Origin of the sequence: Streptomyces sp. NPDC058671, from assembly GCF_042716475.1 — a bacterium.
Classification (GTDB): domain Bacteria; phylum Actinomycetota; class Actinomycetes; order Streptomycetales; family Streptomycetaceae; genus Streptomyces.
Genome location: NZ_JBHXSA010000001.1, coordinates 385,257 through 403,178 on the forward strand (window position 1 = coordinate 385,257; position 17,922 = coordinate 403,178).

The 17,922-nt window shown below is 73.3% G+C and carries 15 protein-coding genes; 14 read left to right on the top strand and 1 reads right to left on the bottom strand.

Annotated features, from left to right (window positions below; genetic code table 11):
• The first annotated feature begins 83 nt into the window (after positions 1-83).
• From ssd to ACFWV2_RS01775, 7 genes are all read left to right on the top strand, one after another.
• Positions 84-1,229 (top strand): septum site-determining protein Ssd, encoded by a 1,146-nt coding sequence (ssd, locus tag ACFWV2_RS01745; protein ID WP_384400087.1) that lies wholly within the window; start codon positions 84-86, stop codon positions 1,227-1,229.
• On the top strand, positions 1,226-2,386 hold the full coding sequence (locus ACFWV2_RS01750) for a TadA family conjugal transfer-associated ATPase (protein WP_384400090.1): 1,161 nt from the start codon (positions 1,226-1,228) through the stop codon (positions 2,384-2,386). Before ssd ends, ACFWV2_RS01750 begins: the two co-directional genes overlap by 4 nt.
• The gene (locus tag ACFWV2_RS01755; RefSeq protein ID WP_384400093.1) at positions 2,386-3,282 is read left to right on the top strand and encodes a type II secretion system F family protein; all 897 of its coding nucleotides are present in this window, start codon (positions 2,386-2,388) and stop codon (positions 3,280-3,282) included. Before ACFWV2_RS01750 ends, ACFWV2_RS01755 begins: the two co-directional genes overlap by 1 nt.
• A complete protein-coding gene (locus ACFWV2_RS01760; protein WP_384400096.1) occupies positions 3,279-4,043 on the top strand; it encodes a type II secretion system F family protein in 765 nt (254 codons plus the stop codon). Before ACFWV2_RS01755 ends, ACFWV2_RS01760 begins: the two co-directional genes overlap by 4 nt.
• 80 nt (positions 4,044-4,123) lie before the next feature.
• Complete coding sequence (locus ACFWV2_RS01765; RefSeq protein WP_360795606.1) at positions 4,124-4,330, top strand: DUF4244 domain-containing protein; 207 nt, start codon at positions 4,124-4,126, stop codon at positions 4,328-4,330.
• Positions 4,317-4,844, top strand: coding sequence for a TadE family type IV pilus minor pilin (locus ACFWV2_RS01770; protein WP_384400099.1), 528 nt, complete (start codon positions 4,317-4,319; stop codon positions 4,842-4,844). The genes ACFWV2_RS01765 and ACFWV2_RS01770 overlap by 14 nt, the downstream gene beginning before the upstream one ends.
• A 155-nt stretch (positions 4,845-4,999) precedes the next feature.
• Positions 5,000-5,371 (top strand): Rv3654c family TadE-like protein, encoded by a 372-nt coding sequence (locus tag ACFWV2_RS01775; RefSeq protein ID WP_384400331.1) that lies wholly within the window; start codon positions 5,000-5,002, stop codon positions 5,369-5,371.
• On the opposite strand, the gene ACFWV2_RS01780 is transcribed toward ACFWV2_RS01775, so the two are convergent.
• Complete coding sequence (locus ACFWV2_RS01780; protein WP_384400102.1) at positions 5,307-7,790, bottom strand: DEAD/DEAH box helicase; 2,484 nt, start codon at positions 7,788-7,790, stop codon at positions 5,307-5,309. The two genes, ACFWV2_RS01775 and ACFWV2_RS01780, sit on opposite strands and share 65 nt — an antisense overlap.
• A gap of 80 nt (positions 7,791-7,870) precedes the next feature.
• Between ACFWV2_RS01780 and ACFWV2_RS01785 the strand changes: the two genes are divergently transcribed.
• The 7 genes from ACFWV2_RS01785 to topA all read left to right on the top strand — a co-directional run bounded on the left by ACFWV2_RS01785 (position 7,871) and on the right by topA (position 17,793).
• Positions 7,871-8,224: an STAS domain-containing protein gene (locus ACFWV2_RS01785; protein ID WP_015034520.1), complete on the top strand. Its 354-nt coding sequence runs from the start codon at positions 7,871-7,873 to the stop codon at positions 8,222-8,224.
• 15 nt (positions 8,225-8,239) lie between these two features.
• A complete protein-coding gene (locus ACFWV2_RS01790) occupies positions 8,240-8,698 on the top strand; it encodes an ATP-binding protein (protein ID WP_360795594.1) in 459 nt (152 codons plus the stop codon).
• A 248-nt stretch (positions 8,699-8,946) separates the two neighbouring features.
• A complete protein-coding gene (locus ACFWV2_RS01795; protein ID WP_384400105.1) occupies positions 8,947-11,256 on the top strand; it encodes a sodium-translocating pyrophosphatase in 2,310 nt (769 codons plus the stop codon).
• A 176-nt stretch (positions 11,257-11,432) separates the two neighbouring features.
• Positions 11,433-12,128, top strand: a complete 696-nt coding sequence (locus ACFWV2_RS01800; protein ID WP_384400108.1) for a small secreted protein — start codon at positions 11,433-11,435, stop codon at positions 12,126-12,128.
• Positions 12,129-12,474: 346 nt separating this feature from the next.
• Positions 12,475-13,998 carry a methyltransferase gene (locus tag ACFWV2_RS01805; protein WP_384400111.1) on the top strand — a complete coding sequence of 508 codons (1,524 nt, stop codon included), beginning with the start codon at positions 12,475-12,477 and terminating at the stop codon, positions 13,996-13,998.
• Positions 13,999-14,473: 475 nt separating this feature from the next.
• On the top strand, positions 14,474-14,671 hold the full coding sequence (locus ACFWV2_RS01810) for a hypothetical protein (protein WP_384400114.1): 198 nt from the start codon (positions 14,474-14,476) through the stop codon (positions 14,669-14,671).
• A gap of 269 nt (positions 14,672-14,940) precedes the next feature.
• A complete protein-coding gene (topA, locus tag ACFWV2_RS01815; protein WP_384400117.1) occupies positions 14,941-17,793 on the top strand; it encodes a type I DNA topoisomerase in 2,853 nt (950 codons plus the stop codon).
• The last annotated feature ends 129 nt before the right edge of the window (positions 17,794-17,922 follow it).

Consider the following 17,922-nt stretch of genomic DNA (forward strand, 5'->3'; position numbering starts at 1 on the left):
ATCCCCGGGATTCCCGGCACGGCCCCACGGTGATTCCTGTCGCGAAGTTCGCGAACGGCAGGAATCACGAGAGGGCGTGGGACATGGAGACCACCAGGACTTCCGGCACCGGCCGGAGGGCGCGGACTTCGCCGCCGAGCGGGCCGGAGGCTTCCGCCGCCGACGAGCCGCGCAGGACGGGGCCGCTGATCGTCACGGAGGACCTCGGGCTGCTCGACGACCTCCTCCGGCTGTGCGCCGCCGCGGGGGTCGAGCCCGAGGTGCACCACGGGGTGCCTGAGCGACGGACGAGCTGGACCGATCCACCGCTCGTCCTGGTCGGCGACGACGCCGCCGCCCGCTGCCGGGGAGCGGCGCGCCGCCCGGGGACGGTCCTCGTCGGCCGCGACCGGGACGACCCGGGAGTGTGGCGGCTGGCCGTCGAGATCGGGGCGGAGTGCGTGCTGCGGCTGCCGGACGCCGAAGGCGTCCTCGTCGACCGCCTCGCCGACGCGGCCGAGGGCGTGGGACGGCAGGCGCTGACCGTGGGCGTCGTCGGTGGGCGCGGCGGCGCGGGCGCCTCCACCCTGGCCTGCGGACTCGCGCTCGCCGCCGCCCGGACCGGACGGCGGACCCTGCTCGTCGACGGCGACCCGCTCGGTGGGGGACTCGACGTGTTGCTCGGCGGCGAGCGCGAGGAGGGCAGACGATGGCCCGACTTCACCGCGTCCAAGGGCCGCCTCGCCGGCGGCGCCCTGGAGGAGTCCCTGCCGTCCGTGCGGGGGGTCCGGGTGCTCAGCTGGGGCATGGAGCCCGCGGTGCCGGTGCCGCCCGAAGCCGTCCGGTCCGTGCTCGCCGCGGCCCGCCGCCGTGGCGGGGTCGTGGTGGTCGACCTGCCGCGCGCAGCCGACGAGGCGGCCACCGAGGCCCTCACTCAGCTCGATCTCGGACTCCTCGTCGTCTCCGGCGAGTTGAGGGCCGTCGCGGCGGCCCACCGGGTGGCCTCGACGCTCTCCATGAGCGTGCGCGACCTGCGGGCCGTGGTCCGTGGTCCGTACGCGGCGGGGCTCGACGAGCGATGGGTCGCCGACGCGCTGCGGCTGCCGCTCGTGGGTGAACTCCCCTACGACCCGGGGATCGTGGCCGACCAGGACGCGGGTCTGCCCCCGGGCGCCGAGCCCCGCGGTCCGCTCGGCCGGTTCTGCGACGCCTTCTGGGCGTGCGCCCTCGGCCCCGGCGGTGCGGCATGACCGGGGAGGGAGGCGCGGGACTGCTCGACGCGGTGAGGCAGCGCCTCGCGGCCAGCGGGTCCGAGCCCACGCCGGCCCGGGTCGCGGCGGCACTGCGGGCCCAGGGACGGCTGCTCGGTGACGCGGAAGTCCTCGGTGCGGCCGAGGAGTTGCGGTGCGAGCTGATCGGCACCGGCCCCCTCGAACCGCTGCTCGCCGACCCGGCCGTCACCGACGTCCTGGTCTCGGCGCCCGACCGGGTGTGGGTGGACCGCGGCGCCGGACTCGAGCGGGCCCCGGTGTCCTTCCCCGACGCCGCGGCGGTGCGCAGGCTCGCCCAGCGGCTCGCGGCGGTGGCCGGACGAAGGCTCGACGACGCCCGGCCCTGGGTGGACGCGCGGCTGCCCGACGGCACCCGGATGCACGCCGTACTCCCGCCGGTGGCGGTCGGCTCGACGTGCCTGTCGCTACGGGTGGTGCGGCCCCGCGCCTTCACCCTGGAGGAGCTGGCGGCGGCGGGCACCGTTCCGCCGGGCGGCGCGTCGATCCTGCGCGCCCTGATCGACGCCCGGGTGTCGTACCTGGTCAGCGGTGGCACGGGGACGGGAAAGACGACGCTGCTCGCCTCCCTCCTCGGACTGGTGGGGGAGCGGGAGCGGATCGTGCTCGCGGAGGACTCCGCGGAGCTGAGGCCCGACCACCCGCATGTGGTGCGCCTTGAGGCGCGGCCGGCGAACCAGGAGGGCGCCGGACTCGTGACCCTCCGGGACCTGGTCCGCCAGGCGCTGCGGATGCGGCCCGACCGGTTGGTCGTCGGTGAGGTCCGGGGCGGCGAGGCCGTGGACCTCCTCGCCGCCCTCAACACGGGCCATGAAGGCGGTTCGGGAACGGTCCATGCCAACACCGCTGCGGACGTGCCGGCCCGGCTCGAAGCCCTGGGGACAGCCGCGGGGCTCGACCGGGCCGCCCTGCACAGCCAGTTGGGAGCCGGTCTGTCGGTCGTGCTGCACCTGGCCCGCGACCGGCTCGGGCGGCGGCGGATCGCGGAGGTGCACGTCCTGGAGCGGGACAGGGACGGCCTCGTGCGGACGGTTCCGGCGCTGCGGTGGGGCGCGTCCGGGTTCGAGCGGGACCGGGGCTGGGAGCGGCTGCGGTCGCTGATCGGAGGGGGAGGGTGATGACGACGACGGAACCGGTGCCGGTAAGGGCGCTGGCCCAGGGGCTGGCGGCGCTGTGCGTGGGACTCGCGCTGTGGGGGGCGATCGAGCGGCGACGCGGTGTGAACAGGGCCACGGCCGTTCTCTTACGGGGCGGACCTGGCGCACCCGACGCTCCGGGCGGTCCCGGGGTGGCGTGGCGGGCGGCGGTCGCGCGCTGGTGGACGGTGGCCCGCGGACGGCGTGCGTTGCTGTGCCTGCCCGTGGCGGGGTCCCTCGCGCTGCTCGGCGAGTCGCCGCTGCCGCTCGTTGCGGGGGCGGTCGCGGTGCCGCTGGTGGGGCGGAGACTGCGGGCGGCCGAGCGCCGCAAGGGGCGTGAGGCGCGGGCCGCGCGGGTGGCGGCGCTGTGCGGGGCGGTCGTCGGGGAGCTGAGAGCCGGATGGCAGCCCGCGCATGCCCTGGCCTTCGCGGCCCGGGAGACGGGTGCGCTGGGGAGTGAGGAGGCGGCGGTGCTCGCGGCGGCCCGCTTCGGCGGGGACGTGCCGGAGGCGCTGCGGAAGGCCGCGGGACAGGACGGCGCCGAGGGACTCGCGGGCATGGCGGCCTGCTGGCAGGTGGCCGTGGACGGCGGCGCGGGCCTGGCCGCCGGCCTCGACCGGCTCGAAACGGCCCTGCGGGACCACCACGAGCAGCGGGAGCGGCTGCGGGCCGAACTGGCGGGCGCATGGGCCACGGTGGCGGTGCTCGCGCTGCTTCCGGGGGCTGGAGTCGCCCTGGGTGCCGTGCTCGGTGCCGAGCCGCTGCGGGTGCTGCTGCACACACCGGCGGGTCTGGGCTGCCTCGTCGTGGGCGGTGCTCTCGAAGCCGTCGGCCTGTGGTGGGCCGCGCGGATCGTACGAGGAGGGGAGCGGGCGTGATCGGGGCGTTCCACCTGGCGGCGGCCGTGGTCTTGGCATTGGTCTGCTGTGCGCAGGTCGCCCGGGAGATGATCGGCGAGCGCCGGGCGAGAGGGATGCGACGACGCTTGGAAAGCCTCCTTGAGGCACCGGAACCACGGCCCCCGAAGGGCCGGGCGGGGCTGCCGGCGTGGGTGGTGCGGTGGGGAGCGTCGCTCGTGGCGGTCGGCCTCGGCTGGGAGCTGTTCGGGGGGTTCGGCGGCCTGTTCGCGGGCGTCCTGGTCCTGGCGGGCCTCAGACGGGATGCGGCGAGGAGAGCCGCACCGCAGGTCGACGGGGAGGAGGTGACGCGCCATCTTCCGCTCGCCGCCGATCTGTTGGCGGCCTGCGCCTCGGTCGGAGCGGGGCCCGGGGAGGCGGCGGAGGCCGTCGGCCGGTCCCTCGGCGGCCCGCTGGGCGAGCGGCTGACCCGTACGGCGGCCGAGCTGCGGCTCGGTGGCGAACCGGCCGAGGTGTGGCGGAGGTTCGGCGCGATACCGGGCGCCGCGGGACTGGCCCGCTGCATGGAACGGGCCGGTTCCTCGGGAGCGCCCGCGGCGGAGGCAGTCGCGCGGCACGCGGCGGCGTTGCGGTCGGCCCGCGCCCGCGCGGCGGAGGCCAGGGCGCGCCGCGCGCAGGTGCTGATCAGCGCCCCCGTAGGGCTCTGCTTCCTGCCCGCCTTCCTGGCGGTGGGAGTGGCCCCGGTGGTCATCGGTCTCGCGACGGGGCTCCTGGACGGATGAAGCGCGAGGCCGGAGTGACGTGCGACGAGACACGACACACGACGACACACGACAAGACACGACGATTCGAGGAGGTCGGCATGGCAGGCAGGGCGACGGTGTGCGGTTGGTGGCGGACGCGAAGGGCGGCCGCCCGTGGCGACGAGGGGATGACGACGTCCGAGTACGCGGTGGGAACGATCGCGGCGGCGGGGTTCGCCGCGGTTCTCTACAAGATCGTGACCAGTGGGGCGGTCTCCGGCGCCTTGGAGTCGGTGATCGGGAAGGCCCTCGATGCGCCGTTCTGACCGGGGGTTCGTGACCGTGGAGGCGGCGATGGTGTTGCCCGTCCTCGCGCTGTTCACGGTGACGCTGCTCTGGGCGCTGGCCGCGGCCGCCGCGCAGATCCGCTGCGTGGACGCGGCACGGGCCGGGGCACGAGCCGCGGCCCGCTCCGAGCCGGCGCCCGCCGCCGAGGCGGCCGCACGGTCAGCCGCGCCCGAGGGCGCCCGGGTGTCGGTGACGCGGTCGGGGGAGCTGTGGCGGGTGACGGTGGAGGCCGCCGCCCCGGGCCCCGGGGGCATGGGGCTCACCCTGAGAGCGGACGCGGCGGCCCTCGCCGAGGACGCGACACTCGCCGGCACGACGAGCGGCACGGCGGCCACTGGTGGCGTGTCGACCGGGGGCGCGGGGACCGGCGGCGTGGCGACCGGCGGTGCGGCGACCGCTGGCGGTGCGGAGTCAGGAGGCGGACCGGTGTCAGAGGGCCCGGCGACCGGCGCTGCGGCCGTCGGGGGTGCGGAGTCCGGGGGCACGCCGTGACGGCCGGAGCTGCTGGGAGCCGCCGCGCGCGCCGGGCTCGTGGCGTGGCCCGGGGCCGGCACCTGGGCCGACGCCTGGGCCGACGCCTGGGCCGGGTCCGGCACCTGGGCCGGGTCCGGGATGGAGCACCGGCCCCGGGTCTGCGGGATCGGCGTATCGGCCCCCGGTCCGACCGGGGTGCGGCGACCGTGTGGGTGGCGTTCGCGGCCTGTGCGCTCTGTGTGGTGTTCGGGGTCGTGCTCGCGCTGGGGCAGGCCGTGGCGGCCCGGCACCGGGCCGGTGGGGCCGCGGACCTGGCTGCCCTCGCCGCCGCCGACCGCGCCCTGTGGGGCGAGGCCGAGGCGTGCGCCGTCGCCTCACGGGTGGCCGCGGCGCAGCGCGCCGAGGTGGTGCGGTGCGCGGTGCGGGGAGACATCGCGGAGGTGACCGCCCGGGTCGCCTCCGGCCCCTACCGGCCCGGGATCAGGTCGCGGGCGGGGCCCCCGGGCCCTCAAGGCCCCCCGGGGCTTCCCGCAGGATCTCCGTGAGGAGGCGCACCGCGCCCCGCTTGTGGAGCGGATCGTTGCCGTTGCCGCACTTCGGGGACTGGATGCAGGACGGGCAGCCGGCCTCGCACTCGCAGGAGGCGATGGCCTCCCTGGTGGCCGTCAGCCAGGCGCGGGCCGTGTGGAAGGCCCGCTCGGCGAAGCCCGCGCCACCGGGATGGCCGTCGTACACGAAGACGGTGGGCAGCAGGGTGTCCGGGTGGAGCGGTACGGAGACACCGCCGATGTCCCACCGGTCGCAGGTGGCGAACAGCGGCAACATGCCGATGGAGGCGTGCTCGGCGGCGTGCAGGGCGCCGCCGAGGATCTCCGGGCTGATCCGGGCGGCGTCGAGCTGGTCCTCGGTGACCGTCCACCAGACGGCCCGGGTGCGCAGGGTGCGGGGCGGCAGGTCGAGCTTGGTCTCGCCGAGGACCTCGCCCGTGATCAGGCGGCGGCGCAGGAAGGAGACGACCTGGTTGGTGACCTCGACGGAGCCGAAGCAGAGTCGGCCGGTGCCCCAGGGGATCTCGGTCTCGGTGTCGAGGACGGTGATGGAGGTGGTGTCGCGGGCGGTGGTGGAGTACGGCGGGACGGCCTCCTCCACGAGGGCCACGGAGTCCCTTAGGTCGAGCTCCCGCACCAGATAGGTGCGGCCCTGGTGGAGGTGGACGGCGCCCTCGTGGACGGCGGTGTGGGAGGCGGCCTCGTCCACGGTGCCGAGCAGTCGGCCGGTGCCGGCCTCGACGATCCGGACGGGGCTGCCGCCGCCGCCCCGGATGTCGGTGAGGTCCGCAGCCCGCTCGCGCCGGGTCCAGTACCAGCCGGCGGAGCGGCGGCGCAGCAGACCGGCGCCCTCCAGCTGCGGCAGCAGTCCGGGGACGGCCGGGCCGAAGAGCGCCAGGTCCGGCTCGGTCAGCGGGAGCTCGGCGGCGGCGGCGCACAGATGGGGGGCGAGGACGTATGGGTTGTCGGGGTCCAGGACGGTCGACTCGACCGGCTGGTCGAAGATCGCCTCCGGGTGGTGGACCAGGAAGGTGTCCAGCGGGTCGTCACGGGCGATCAGGATCGCGAGGGAGCCCTCGCCCCCGCGGCCGGCCCGGCCCGCCTGCTGCCACAGGGACGCCCGGGTGCCCGGATAGCCGGCGATCAGGACCGCGTCCAGGCCCGAGACGTCCACGCCCAGCTCGAGGGCGGTCGTGGCGGCCAGGCCGAGGAGCTCCCCGGAGTGCAGGGCCCGCTCCAGGGCGCGGCGCTCCTCGGGCAGGTAGCCGCCGCGGTAGGCGGCGACACGCCGGGCGAGGGAGCGGTCGGTCTCGGCGAGCCGTTCCTGGGCGATCACCGAGATCAGTTCGGCGCCGCGCCGGGAGCGGACGAAGGCGACCGAGCGGACGCCCTGCCGGGTCAGATCGGTCAGCAGGTCCGCGGTCTCGGCGGTGGCGGTACGGCGCACGGGCGCGCCGCGCTCGCCGTGCAGGTCGGTCAGCGGCGGCTCCCACAGGGCGAAGACCAGCTCACCGCGGGGGGAGGCGTCGTCGGAGACCTCGGTGACCGGGAGTCCCGTGAGGCGCCCGGCGGCCAGGGCGGGCTCGGCGGAGGTGGCGGAGGCGAGGAGGAAGACCGGCTGGGAGCCGTACCTGGCGCAGATCCGGCGCAGTCGTCGCAGCACCTGGGCGACGTGGGAGCCGAAGACGCCCCGGTAGGTGTGGCACTCGTCGATCACGACGTAGCGCAGGGAGCGCAGGAAGGAGGACCACCGGGGGTGGGACGGGAGTAGACCCCGGTGCAGCATGTCGGGGTTCGTCAGCACGTAGTTCGCGTACTGCCGGACCCATTCGCGTTCCTCGACGGGGGTGTCGCCGTCGTAGACGGCGGGGCGGATCCGGGTGCCGAGGGGGGCGGCCAGCTCCCTCACGGCGCGTCGCTGGTCGGCGGCGAGGGCCTTGGTGGGCGAGAGGTACAGGGCGGTGGCGCCGCGCCCGTTGGGGGCCTCGGCGCCGTCCAGGAGGGTGCTGAGGACCGGGGCGAGGTAAGCCAGCGACTTGCCCGAGGCGGTGCCGGTGGCGATCACCACGGACTCGCCGTCCAAGGCGTGCTCCGCGGCCTCCGCCTGATGTGCCCAGGGGTGCGCGATCCCGGCCGCCTCGATCGCCGCGATCACCTCCGGACGGATGCGGTGCGGCCAGACTGCATGACGGCCCTCCCGGGCGGGCATGTGCTCCGTATGAGTGATGCGCGCGGCCCGGCTCTCGCCCGAGGAGAGCCGGTCGAGGACCATGCCGGGGGAGGGTCGGTTGCCCGTGTCCCCGGCTGGACGACTGGGGTGGTGTTTCTTGGCCATCGGCACCGAGTGTGTCACTGCCATGACGGACAATGCTTCCAAGGCGTCGTGCATGGCTGCTGGTAAGTGATTGAATGCCATCGCGGCTGACGATCAGTTCTCTGACTCCGTCCGGGAGACCCCGGGGAACGATCGTTCGATAGCAAGGTGCTGGAGGATCCGTGGACCTGTCCCTGTCGACTCGCAATGTGTCCGGCGCTGGTGGCGACCGTACGGTCGTCGAGGTCGGTGGCGAGATTGATGTGTATACCGCGCCCAAGCTGCGCGAGCAGTTGGTCGAGTTGGTGAACGACGGCAGCTACCACCTGGTCGTCGACATGGAGGGCGTGGACTTCCTCGACTCCACCGGCCTCGGTGTGCTCGTCGGTGGCCTGAAGCGCGTCCGTGCCCATGAGGGCTCGCTGCGTCTCGTCTGCAACCAGGAGCGCATTCTCAAGATTTTCCGGATCACGGGTCTCACCAAGGTGTTCCCGATCCACACCTCGGTCGACGAGGCCGTCAACGCCGTCGACTGAGCCCAGGGGGTTCGCATGGCCACCGTTGAACTCCGTTTCAGCGCTCAGCCCGAGCACGTCCGCACGGCCCGCCTGGTGGCGGCCGCGGTGGCGCGCCGGGCCGGTGTCGACGAGGCGGTCCTCGACGAGGTGCGTCTCGCCGTGGGTGAGGCCTGTACCCGTGCGGTCGGGCTGCACCGCAGCAACGACGTCACGACGCCCATCCGGGTCGTGCTGACCGAGGAGGAGAAGTCGTTCTCCATCGAGGTCGGCGACGAGGTGCCCGGCGCGGGGGTGGCGGCGGCCGATGCCGCCGGTGTTCCCGGCGCGCGGTCCTCGGCTCCGGCCGAGGACTTCGACGACGCCGACGGTGAGGACGAGATGGGGCTCGCGGTGATCCGCGGGCTCGTCGACGACGTCGAGGTGAGCGCCGGCGCAGACGGCGGCACGATCCGGATGACCTGGCCGGTGAGTTCGGCGGACGTCCTGTCCTGACCCGTACGCGCACGGCGACGTGAAGCTCCACGAGAAGAGGCCCTGCCCCGCAGGGCCTCTTCTCGTTGCGCCAACGCCTCCATCTCCGCCGCCGCGACCGCCGGTACCCGCGCTGCCGCCCTACCCGCACCGTCGCCCGCAGGCGCGCCGCGCCCCCGTACCGCCTGCCGCTCCGGATTGGTGCATCCGCGCGGGTGAGCCTTCGGCATCCCCGTATGTGCCGTTTCCTCTCCCTATGATCCGTCTCCATGTACGCCACTTCTCTCGCCGCGGCGGTGCTCACGAGCGGGAACCGGACGATCGTGGTCGTCGTCGGCGCCGTCGCCCTGGCCGCGCTGGTCGTCGCCCGGATCCTCGTCCGCCAGGTGCTCAGAGCGGGTGAGGGCACCGAGAAGATGAAGGAGATCGCCGCGGCCGTGCAGGAGGGGGCCAACGCCTACCTCGCGCGACAGCTGCGGACCCTCGCCGTGTTCGCGGCCGCCGTGTTCTTCCTGCTGATGCTGCTGCCCGCGGACAACTGGTCGCAGCGCGCGGGACGCTCCCTGTTCTTCCTGGTCGGAGCGCTCTTCTCGGCGCTCACCGGGTACATCGGCATGCGCCTCGCCGTACGGGCCAACGTACGGGTCGCCGCGGCGGCCAGGGAGGCCACCCCGGGGCCGGGCGAACCGGAGAAGGGTCTGACGGAGGTCGCGCACCGGGCCATGCGGATCGCGTTCCGTACCGGCGGTGTCGTCGGCATGTGCACGGTCGGCCTGGGGCTCCTCGGTGTCGCCTGTGTCGTCCTCGTCTACGCCGCCGACGCGCCCAAGGTCCTGGAGGGATTCGGCCTGGGTGCCGCGCTCATCGCCATGTTCATGCGGGTGGGCGGCGGCATCTTCACCAAGGCCGCCGACGTCGGCGCCGACCTCGTCGGCAAGGTCGAGCAGGGCATCCCGGAGGACGACCCGCGCAACGCGGCCACGATCGCCGACAACGTGGGCGACAACGTCGGTGACTGCGCGGGCATGGCCGCCGACCTCTTCGAGTCGTACGCCGTGACCCTCGTCGCCGCGCTCATCCTCGGCAAGGCGGCCTTCGGCGACCACGGGCTCGCGTTCCCCCTGATCGTGCCGGCGATCGGCGTGGTCACCGCGGTCATCGGCATCTTCGCGGTCTCTCCGCGGCGCACCGACCGCGGCGGGATGACCGCGATCAACCGCGGCTTCCTCGTCTCGGCGGTCATCTCCCTCGTCGGGGTCGCCGTCGCCGCCTTCGTCTACCTGCCGTCCTCGTACGCCGAGCTCCGGGGGGTCACCGAGCCGGGCATCGGCGACCACCCCGGCGACCCCCGGGTCCTCGCGCTGGTCGCCGTCGCCCTCGGCATCGTCCTCGCCGCCCTCATCCAGCAGCTCACCGGCTACTTCACGGAGACGAGCCGGCGGCCGGTCCGGGACATCGGGAAGTCCTCGCTCACGGGCCCCGCGACCGTCGTCCTCGCGGGCGTGGCCCTCGGCATGGAGTCCGCCGTCTACACGGCCCTCCTGATCGGGCTCACCGTGTACGGGGCGTTCCTCCTCGGCGGGGGCTCCATCATGCTGGCGCTGTTCGCGGTCGCCCTCGCCGGTACCGGCCTCCTGACCACCGTCGGGGTGATCGTCGCCATGGACACCTTCGGCCCGGTCGCCGACAACGCCCAGGGCATCGCGGAGATGTCCGGGGACGTCCAGGGCTCCGGAGCCCGGGTCCTCACCGATCTGGACGCCGTGGGCAACACGACGAAGGCCATCACGAAGGGCATCGCCATCGCCACCGCCGTCCTCGCGGCCGCGGCGCTGTTCGGCTCGTACCGGGACGCCATCGCCACCTCGGTCGCCGAGGTCGGCGCGAGGGCGGGCGAGTTGACACTCTCGATGGACATCTCGCAGCCCAACAACCTCTTCGGGTTGATCCTCGGCTCGGCGGTCGTCTTCCTCTTCTCGGGGCTCGCGATCAGCGCCGTCTCCCGGTCGGCGGGAGCGGTGGTGTACGAGGTGCGGCGGCAGTTCCGCGAGCATCCCGGAATCATGAACTACACGGAGAAACCGGAGTACGGACGGGTCGTCGACATCTGCACCAAGGACGCGCTGCGGGAACTCGCCACGCCCGGACTGCTCGCCGTGATGGCCCCGATCGCCGTCGGCTTCGCGCTCGGCGTCGGCGCCCTCGGCGCGTACCTCGCCGGAGCGATCGGCACGGGCGCGCTGATGGCGGTCTTCCTCGCCAACTCCGGTGGTGCCTGGGACAACGCGAAGAAGCTGGTCGAGGACGGGAACCACGGAGGCAAGGGCAGCGAGGCGCACGAGGCGACCGTCATCGGGGACACGGTCGGAGATCCGTTCAAGGACACCGCGGGCCCGGCGATCAACCCCCTCCTGAAGGTGATGAACCTGGTGGCGCTGCTCATCGCCCCGGCGGTCGTCCGGTTCAGTCACGGGGGCGACGCCAGTGCCGGGCTGCGGGCTGCGGTCGCCGGGGTCGCGCTGCTCGTGGTGATCGCCGCGGTGAGCGTCTCCAAGAGGCGTTCGGTGAGCGTGTCCTGACGTTCGCTCTCCTGACGTGTCGTCCGTCTCATTGCCGCGCGTTTCCGACGGGAGTGAGGGGTGTCTCCCTTGGTTCAAAAGGCTGCAATCCGGGGTGAATCGGTCGTACGATAGGTGGAAGTAGCCCGTTCGGCGTGTATGTTCCGGGGCCGAGAGCCTTGGAAGGGACCGATCCGGTGAACAAGAAGCTTGCGGCCGCACTGTCCGGCGGCGCGGTACTGGTGCTCGCGCTGTCCGGTTGCAGCGACGACGAGGGCGACAAGGTGGGCGACTGGGCGAAGACGTTCTGCGACCAGGCGAAGCCCCAGATCCAGAAGCGGGCCGACGCCCACCAGATCATCATTTCGACGGCCGCGGACAGCAAGCCCGCCGAGATCCAGGCCGCCGACTCGAAGGCGTTCCAGGACATCGCCAACGCCGACCGGGCGCTGGCCAAGGCCGTCGAGAGCGCCGGGGCCCCGCCCGTCGAGAACGGCCAGAAGATCCAGCAGGACGCGATCAAGGAGCTCAACGCCACCGCGGTGGCGTACGAGGGGCTCAAGAAGCAGGTCGACGCGCTGGACCCGACGAACCAGCAGAAGTTCGCGGACGGCCTCCAGGGCGTCGCCGACGGTCTGACCAAGATCGAGAAGATGGACCAGAACGCCCTGTCCAAGCTGGAGGACGGCGAGCTCGGCCAGGCGATGGCCAAGCAGCCCGGCTGCCAGAAGCCCACGGCCTCGGTCCCGCCGAAGACCTCCGGCTCCCCCTCCCCGCAGCCCGGCTCCACCTCCTCGGACTCGGACTCGGACAAGGGGTCGGACGCCGAGCCCTCGGGCAAGCCCTCCGCGAAGCCGAGCCAGAAGGCCCCGGCGACCAAGCGCGCGGAGTAGCGGCGCGGCGCGAGGTCCGGGCGCGGACGGGGCCGTCGGCCCGGCCCGCGCCCTGCTGTCGCTCCACCGGCGCCCGCCCGCCGTCACGGCGCCCGCCCGCCGTCATCAGCGCCCGCCCGCCGTCACCACACCCGCCCGCCGTCATCAGCGCCCGCCCGCCGTCACCACACCCGCTCGCCGTCATCAGCGTCCGCCCGTCGTCACCACACCCGCCCGGTAGATGGCGGCGGGCGCAGCAGTCGCGGCGGGCGGACCCATGGCGTGGGCGGGGGCCGTGGTGTCGCCGATCCGGTGCCGTCGACGGGTCGGCCGCCCCGATGTCGGTGGCGGCGGTCACAATGGAGCGGTGAGTACGACCAGCCTGCCTCCCCGCCTCCCGGTGCCCGCGCACGCCACCCGTCTGCGCGAGGCCCTGCTCGCCGCCGACTTCACCGCCGACGGGCTGCTCGACCTGCTCGGCGCCGCGGCCTACGCGGCCCTCGCCCGCAGCGAGACCGTGCCCGCCCTGCGCGCCACCCGCGGCGACTCCCCGTTGGAGATCCTCGTCCGGCTCTTCCTGCTCCAGGAGGCCGTCGCGTACGACCGGGCCGCCGCCGCGCTCCCGCTCGAAGAGGCCCTCGCCGACGGCTGGGTGGTCCGCGAGGACGACGCCGTGTCCGCGACGGTCGACATCCGGCCGTACGGCGGGCCGGACGGCGAGGACTGGTTCATCGTCTCCGACCTCGGCTGCGCCGTCGGCGGGGCCGGGGGCATCGGCAGGAAGGACGAAGGTGTCGTCCTCGGTGTCGGCGGGGCGTCCACGACGCTCGCCGGCCTCACGGTCCGTACGCCGGTCTCCTCCGCGCTCGACCTCGGCACCGGTTCCGGCATCCAGGCGCTGCACGCCGCCCAGCACGCCACCCGGGTCACCGCGACCGACCTCAACCCGCGCGCCCTGGACTTCACCCGGCTGACGCTCGCTCTCTCCGGGGCCCAGGAGGCCGAGTTGGTCCCGGGCTCGCTGTTCGAGCCGGTCGGAAGCGACACGTACGACCTGATCGTCTCGAACCCGCCGTTCGTGATCTCCCCCGGTGCCCGGCTCACCTACCGGGACGGCGGGATGGGCGGCGACGACCTGTGCCGGACGCTCGTGCAGCAGGCGGGCGAGCGGCTCAACGACGGTGGATACGCCCAGTTCCTCGCCAACTGGCAGCACGTCGAGGGCGAGGAGTGGCAGGAGCGGTTGCGGTCCTGGGTGCCGCGCGGCTGCGACGCCTGGATCGTGCAGCGGGAGGTCCAGGACGTCACCCAGTACGCGGAGCTGTGGCTGCGGGACAGCGGCGACCACCGCGGTGACCCGGACGCGTACCGGCGGGCGTACGAGGCGTGGCTCGACGAGTTCGAGGCCCGCAAGACCCGCGCGGTGGGCTTCGGCTGGATCACGATCCGGCGGAACGAGGCCGTGGCCTCGGGGTCCGTCGAGCCGTCGATCGTCATCGAGGAGTGGCCGCACCCCGTCGAGCAGCCCCTCGGGCCCACCGTCCTCGCCCACTTCGAGCGCCAGGACTATCTGCGCGGTCACGACGACGCCGCCCTCCTCGCCGACCGGTTCACGCTCGCGCCCGAGGTGGTCCAGGAGCAGGTCGGGCTGCCGGGCGCCGAGGACCCCGAGCACGTCGTGCTCCGGCAGAACCGGGGCATGCGCCGCGCCACCAAGGTGGACCACGTCGGCGCCGGGTTCGCCGGTGTGTGCGACGGCACGCTCAGCGCGGGCCGCATCCTCGACGCGATCGGTCAGCTGATGGGCGAGGACCCGGTGATACTGCGGGACCGCACCCCGCAGGCGATCCGGCTGCTCGTGGAGGAGGGCTTCCTGCTTCCCGCGGACTGAACCCGGGCCGGGGGCGGGCAGGCACGTTCCGTTTCCGGGTGCGGCGCGGCTCCTCGGCCTCGGCGGGGTGGCCCTCTGACGGACCCCGCCCGGCCGGGCCGCCTCGCTCCCGTACGCCGGAATTCCCCTGGTGGGGCCGCCTGCCCGGGTTCTCCGCCCCGCCAGCCCGGACGGAGATTCCTGTGTCGCTCACGGCCACGGCCCCCGCGTCGGGAACGCCGCCATGCGGCTTCCGCCTCTCACGACGAAGCGTTTCACCGCCCAGAGAGAACCCCGCCAGAACCCAGAGAGAACCCCGCGAGAGCCCCGCGAGAGCCCCGCGAGGATGCCTTCGGCGGGATCACTACCGGCCATCTTCGTGAAACCGTACGGGACGCTCCGCGTCGTTCACCCGGAATTCGCACCTTCGACGCCCGGAGGTGCCAGCCTCGGCACCGGGAGACGAACATCGCACAGGGACGGAACGGGGAACGGCATGGAGAGCGGGCCGGCGATTTTCGCGGGGACGGCGTTCACGCTGTTCGGAGGCGCGCTGCTGCTGTGGACCACCGTGCGGACGCTGCACCGTGAACCCGTCGCGTACGGGGTCGCCCCCCGTGCCGCCGTCGCGCTGACGAGCCTCTTCGGCGCCGGATTCGTCGTCCTCGGCGTCTGGTGCTTCGCCAGGCTCTGAATCTTCTCCCGGACCGCGCCCGGACCTTCGTGATCTTTCGCCGCCGGCCTCCGGCTCCGGCGTCCCGCCCCGCCCGACCGGGAGTCCGGGCGGCAGGAATGCCAGGACTCGGGTTACCGTTCGAGTGGCCGTTGCGGGCTTTCGCCGTTTGACACGGGGGCGGGTTGTACCGTCACACTCCGCAGCGACGGGAGCGTCACCGTCCGTGCCGCTGCCGTGCGTGCCAGAGCTACGTGCCAGAGAGTGCCGATCCGGAGAGAAGAGCGAAGTTGTCCCCGACCAGCGAGACCGCACACGGCGGCCGCCGACTCGTCATCGTCGAGTCGCCTGCCAAGGCGAAGACGATCAAGGGCTACCTCGGCCCCGGCTACGTGGTCGAGGCGAGCGTCGGGCACATCCGTGACCTTCCCAGCGGCGCCGCCGAGGTGCCCGAGAAGTACACCGGAGAGGTGCGCCGCCTCGGGGTCGACGTCGAGCATGACTTCCAGCCCATCTATGTCGTCAACGCCGACAAGAAGGCGCAGGTCAGGAAGCTCAAGGAGCTGCTCGCCGAGTCCGACGAGCTCTACCTCGCCACCGATGAGGACCGCGAGGGCGAGGCCATCGCGTGGCACCTCCAGGAAGTCCTGAAGCCCAAGGTCCCGGTCCACCGGATGGTCTTCCACGAGATCACCAAGGACGCGATCCGCGAGGCCGTCGCCAACCCGCGCGAGCTGAACCAGCGCATGGTCGACGCCCAGGAGACCCGCCGCATCCTCGACCGGCTCTACGGCTACGAGGTCTCGCCGGTCCTGTGGAAGAAGGTCATGCCGCGGCTGTCCGCCGGCCGCGTGCAGTCCGTCGCCACCCGGCTCGTCGTCGAGCGGGAGCGCGAGCGCATCGCCTTCCGTTCCGCCGAGTACTGGGACCTCACCGGCACCTTCGGCACGGGTCGCTCCGGTGACGCGTCCGACCCGTCCCAGCTGGTCGCACGCCTCGCGGCGGTCGACGGCAAGCGGGTCGCGCAGGGCCGTGACTTCGGCGCCGACGGGCGGCTGAAGAGCGACGCCGTGCTCCACCTGGACGAGGCGAACGCCCGGACCCTGGCCGCCGCGCTCGCCGACACCGCGTTCGCGGTGCGCTCGGTCGAGTCGAAGCCGTACCGCCGCTCCCCGTACGCCCCCTTCCGCACCACCACCCTCCAGCAGGAGGCGAGCCGCAAGCTGGGCTTCGGTGCGAAGGCGACCATGCAGGTGGCGCAGAAGCTGTACGAGAACGGCTTCATCACCTACATGCGTACGGACTCCACGACGCTGTCCGACACCGCCGTCTCGGCGGCGCGCGCGCAGGTCACGCAGCTGTACGGGGCCGACTACCTGCCGGAGAAGCCGCGTGTCTACGCGGGCAAGGTCAAGAACGCCCAGGAGGCGCACGAGGCGATCCGACCTTCGGGTGATCGTTTCCGCACCCCGGCGGAGACCGGCCTCACCGGCGACCAGTTCCGCCTCTACGAGCTGATCTGGAAGCGGACCGTCGCCTCCCAGATGAAGGACGCGACCGGGAACTCCGTCACCGTCAAGATCGGCGGCCGGGCGTCCGACGGCCGTGACGCCGAGTTCAGCGCGTCCGGCAAGACGATCACCTTCCACGGCTTCATGAAGGCGTACGTCGAAGGCGCCGACGACCCGAACGCGGAGCTCGACGACCGGGAGCGGCGCCTGCCGCAGGTCGCCGAGGGCGACGCGCTGACCGCCGACGGGATCACCGTCGACGGCCACGCGACCAAGCCGCCGGCCCGCTACACCGAGGCCTCGCTGGTCAAGGAGCTGGAAGAGCGCGAGATCGGCCGCCCGTCGACGTACGCGTCGATCATCGGCACGATCCTCGACCGCGGCTATGTCTTCAAGAAGGGCACGGCGCTCGTGCCGTCCTTCCTGAGCTTCGCCGTCGTCAACCTCCTGGAGAAGCACTTCGGGCGGCTCGTCGACTACGACTTCACGGCCAGGATGGAGGACGACCTCGACCGCATCGCCCGCGGCGAGGCCAAGTCCGTGCCGTGGCTGAAGCGCTTCTACTTCGGTGACACCCAGGGCGGCAAGGCCGCCTCCGGCGGTGCCGCCGACGCCGGGAACGGCGACGGTGACCACCTCGGCGGCCTCAAGGAACTCGTCACCGACCTCGGTGCGATCGACGCCCGCGAGATCTCCTCCTTCCCCGTCGGCAACGACATCGTGCTGCGCGTCGGCCGCTACGGCCCCTACGTCGAGCGCGGTGAGAAGGAGGCCGAGGGCCACCAGCGTGCCGACGTCCCCGAGGACCTCGCGCCCGACGAGCTGACCGTCGAGCTCGCCGAGGAGCTGCTCGCCAAGCCGAGCGGCGACTTCGAGCTGGGCGCCGACCCGGTCAGCGGCAACCAGATCGTCGCGAAGGACGGCCGCTACGGTCCGTACGTCACGGAGATCCTGCCCGAGGGCACCCCGAAGACCGGCAAGAACGCGGTGAAGCCGCGCACGGCCTCCCTCTTCAAGTCGATGACCCTCGACACCGTCACCCTGGACGACGCGCTCCGGCTGATGTCCCTGCCGCGGGTCGTCGGCGCCGACGCCGAGGGCGTCGAGATCACCGCGCAGAACGGCCGCTACGGCCCGTACCTGAAGAAGGGCACGGACTCGCGGTCGCTCACCGACGAGGAGCAGCTCTTCACGATCACCCTCGAAGAGGCGCTCGCGATCTACGCCCAGCCGAAGCAGCGGGGCCGGGCCGCGGCCAAGCCGCCGCTGAAGGAGCTGGGCACCGACCCGGTCAGCGAGAAGCCCGTGGTCGTCAAGGACGGGCGTTTCGGCCCGTACGTGACGGACGGCGAGACCAACGCCACCCTGCGGACCGACGACAGCGTGGAGACGATCACGCCGGAGCGCGGTTACGAACTGCTCGCGGAGAAGCGCGCCAAGGGTCCGGTGAAGAAGACCGCCAAGAAGGCCCCCGCGAAGAAGACGACCACCGCGAAGAAGACGGCCACGAAGACGGCGGCGAAGAAGACCACCGCCACCAAGACGACGGCCGCGAAGACGACGGCCGCCAAGAAGACCGCCGCGAAGAAGACGACCGCCGCCAAGAAGACGGCGGCGGCGAAGCCGGAGTAGGCGCACGAGCGGCAGACGCGGCTCGCGAGAGGGCGGGGGCGGGGGGTGAGCACCCCCGCCCCCGCCTTCGTCACAGGCTCGTCCTGATGTTCGGGCGCAGGCCGCGGGGAGCAAGACCGTCCGGATAGG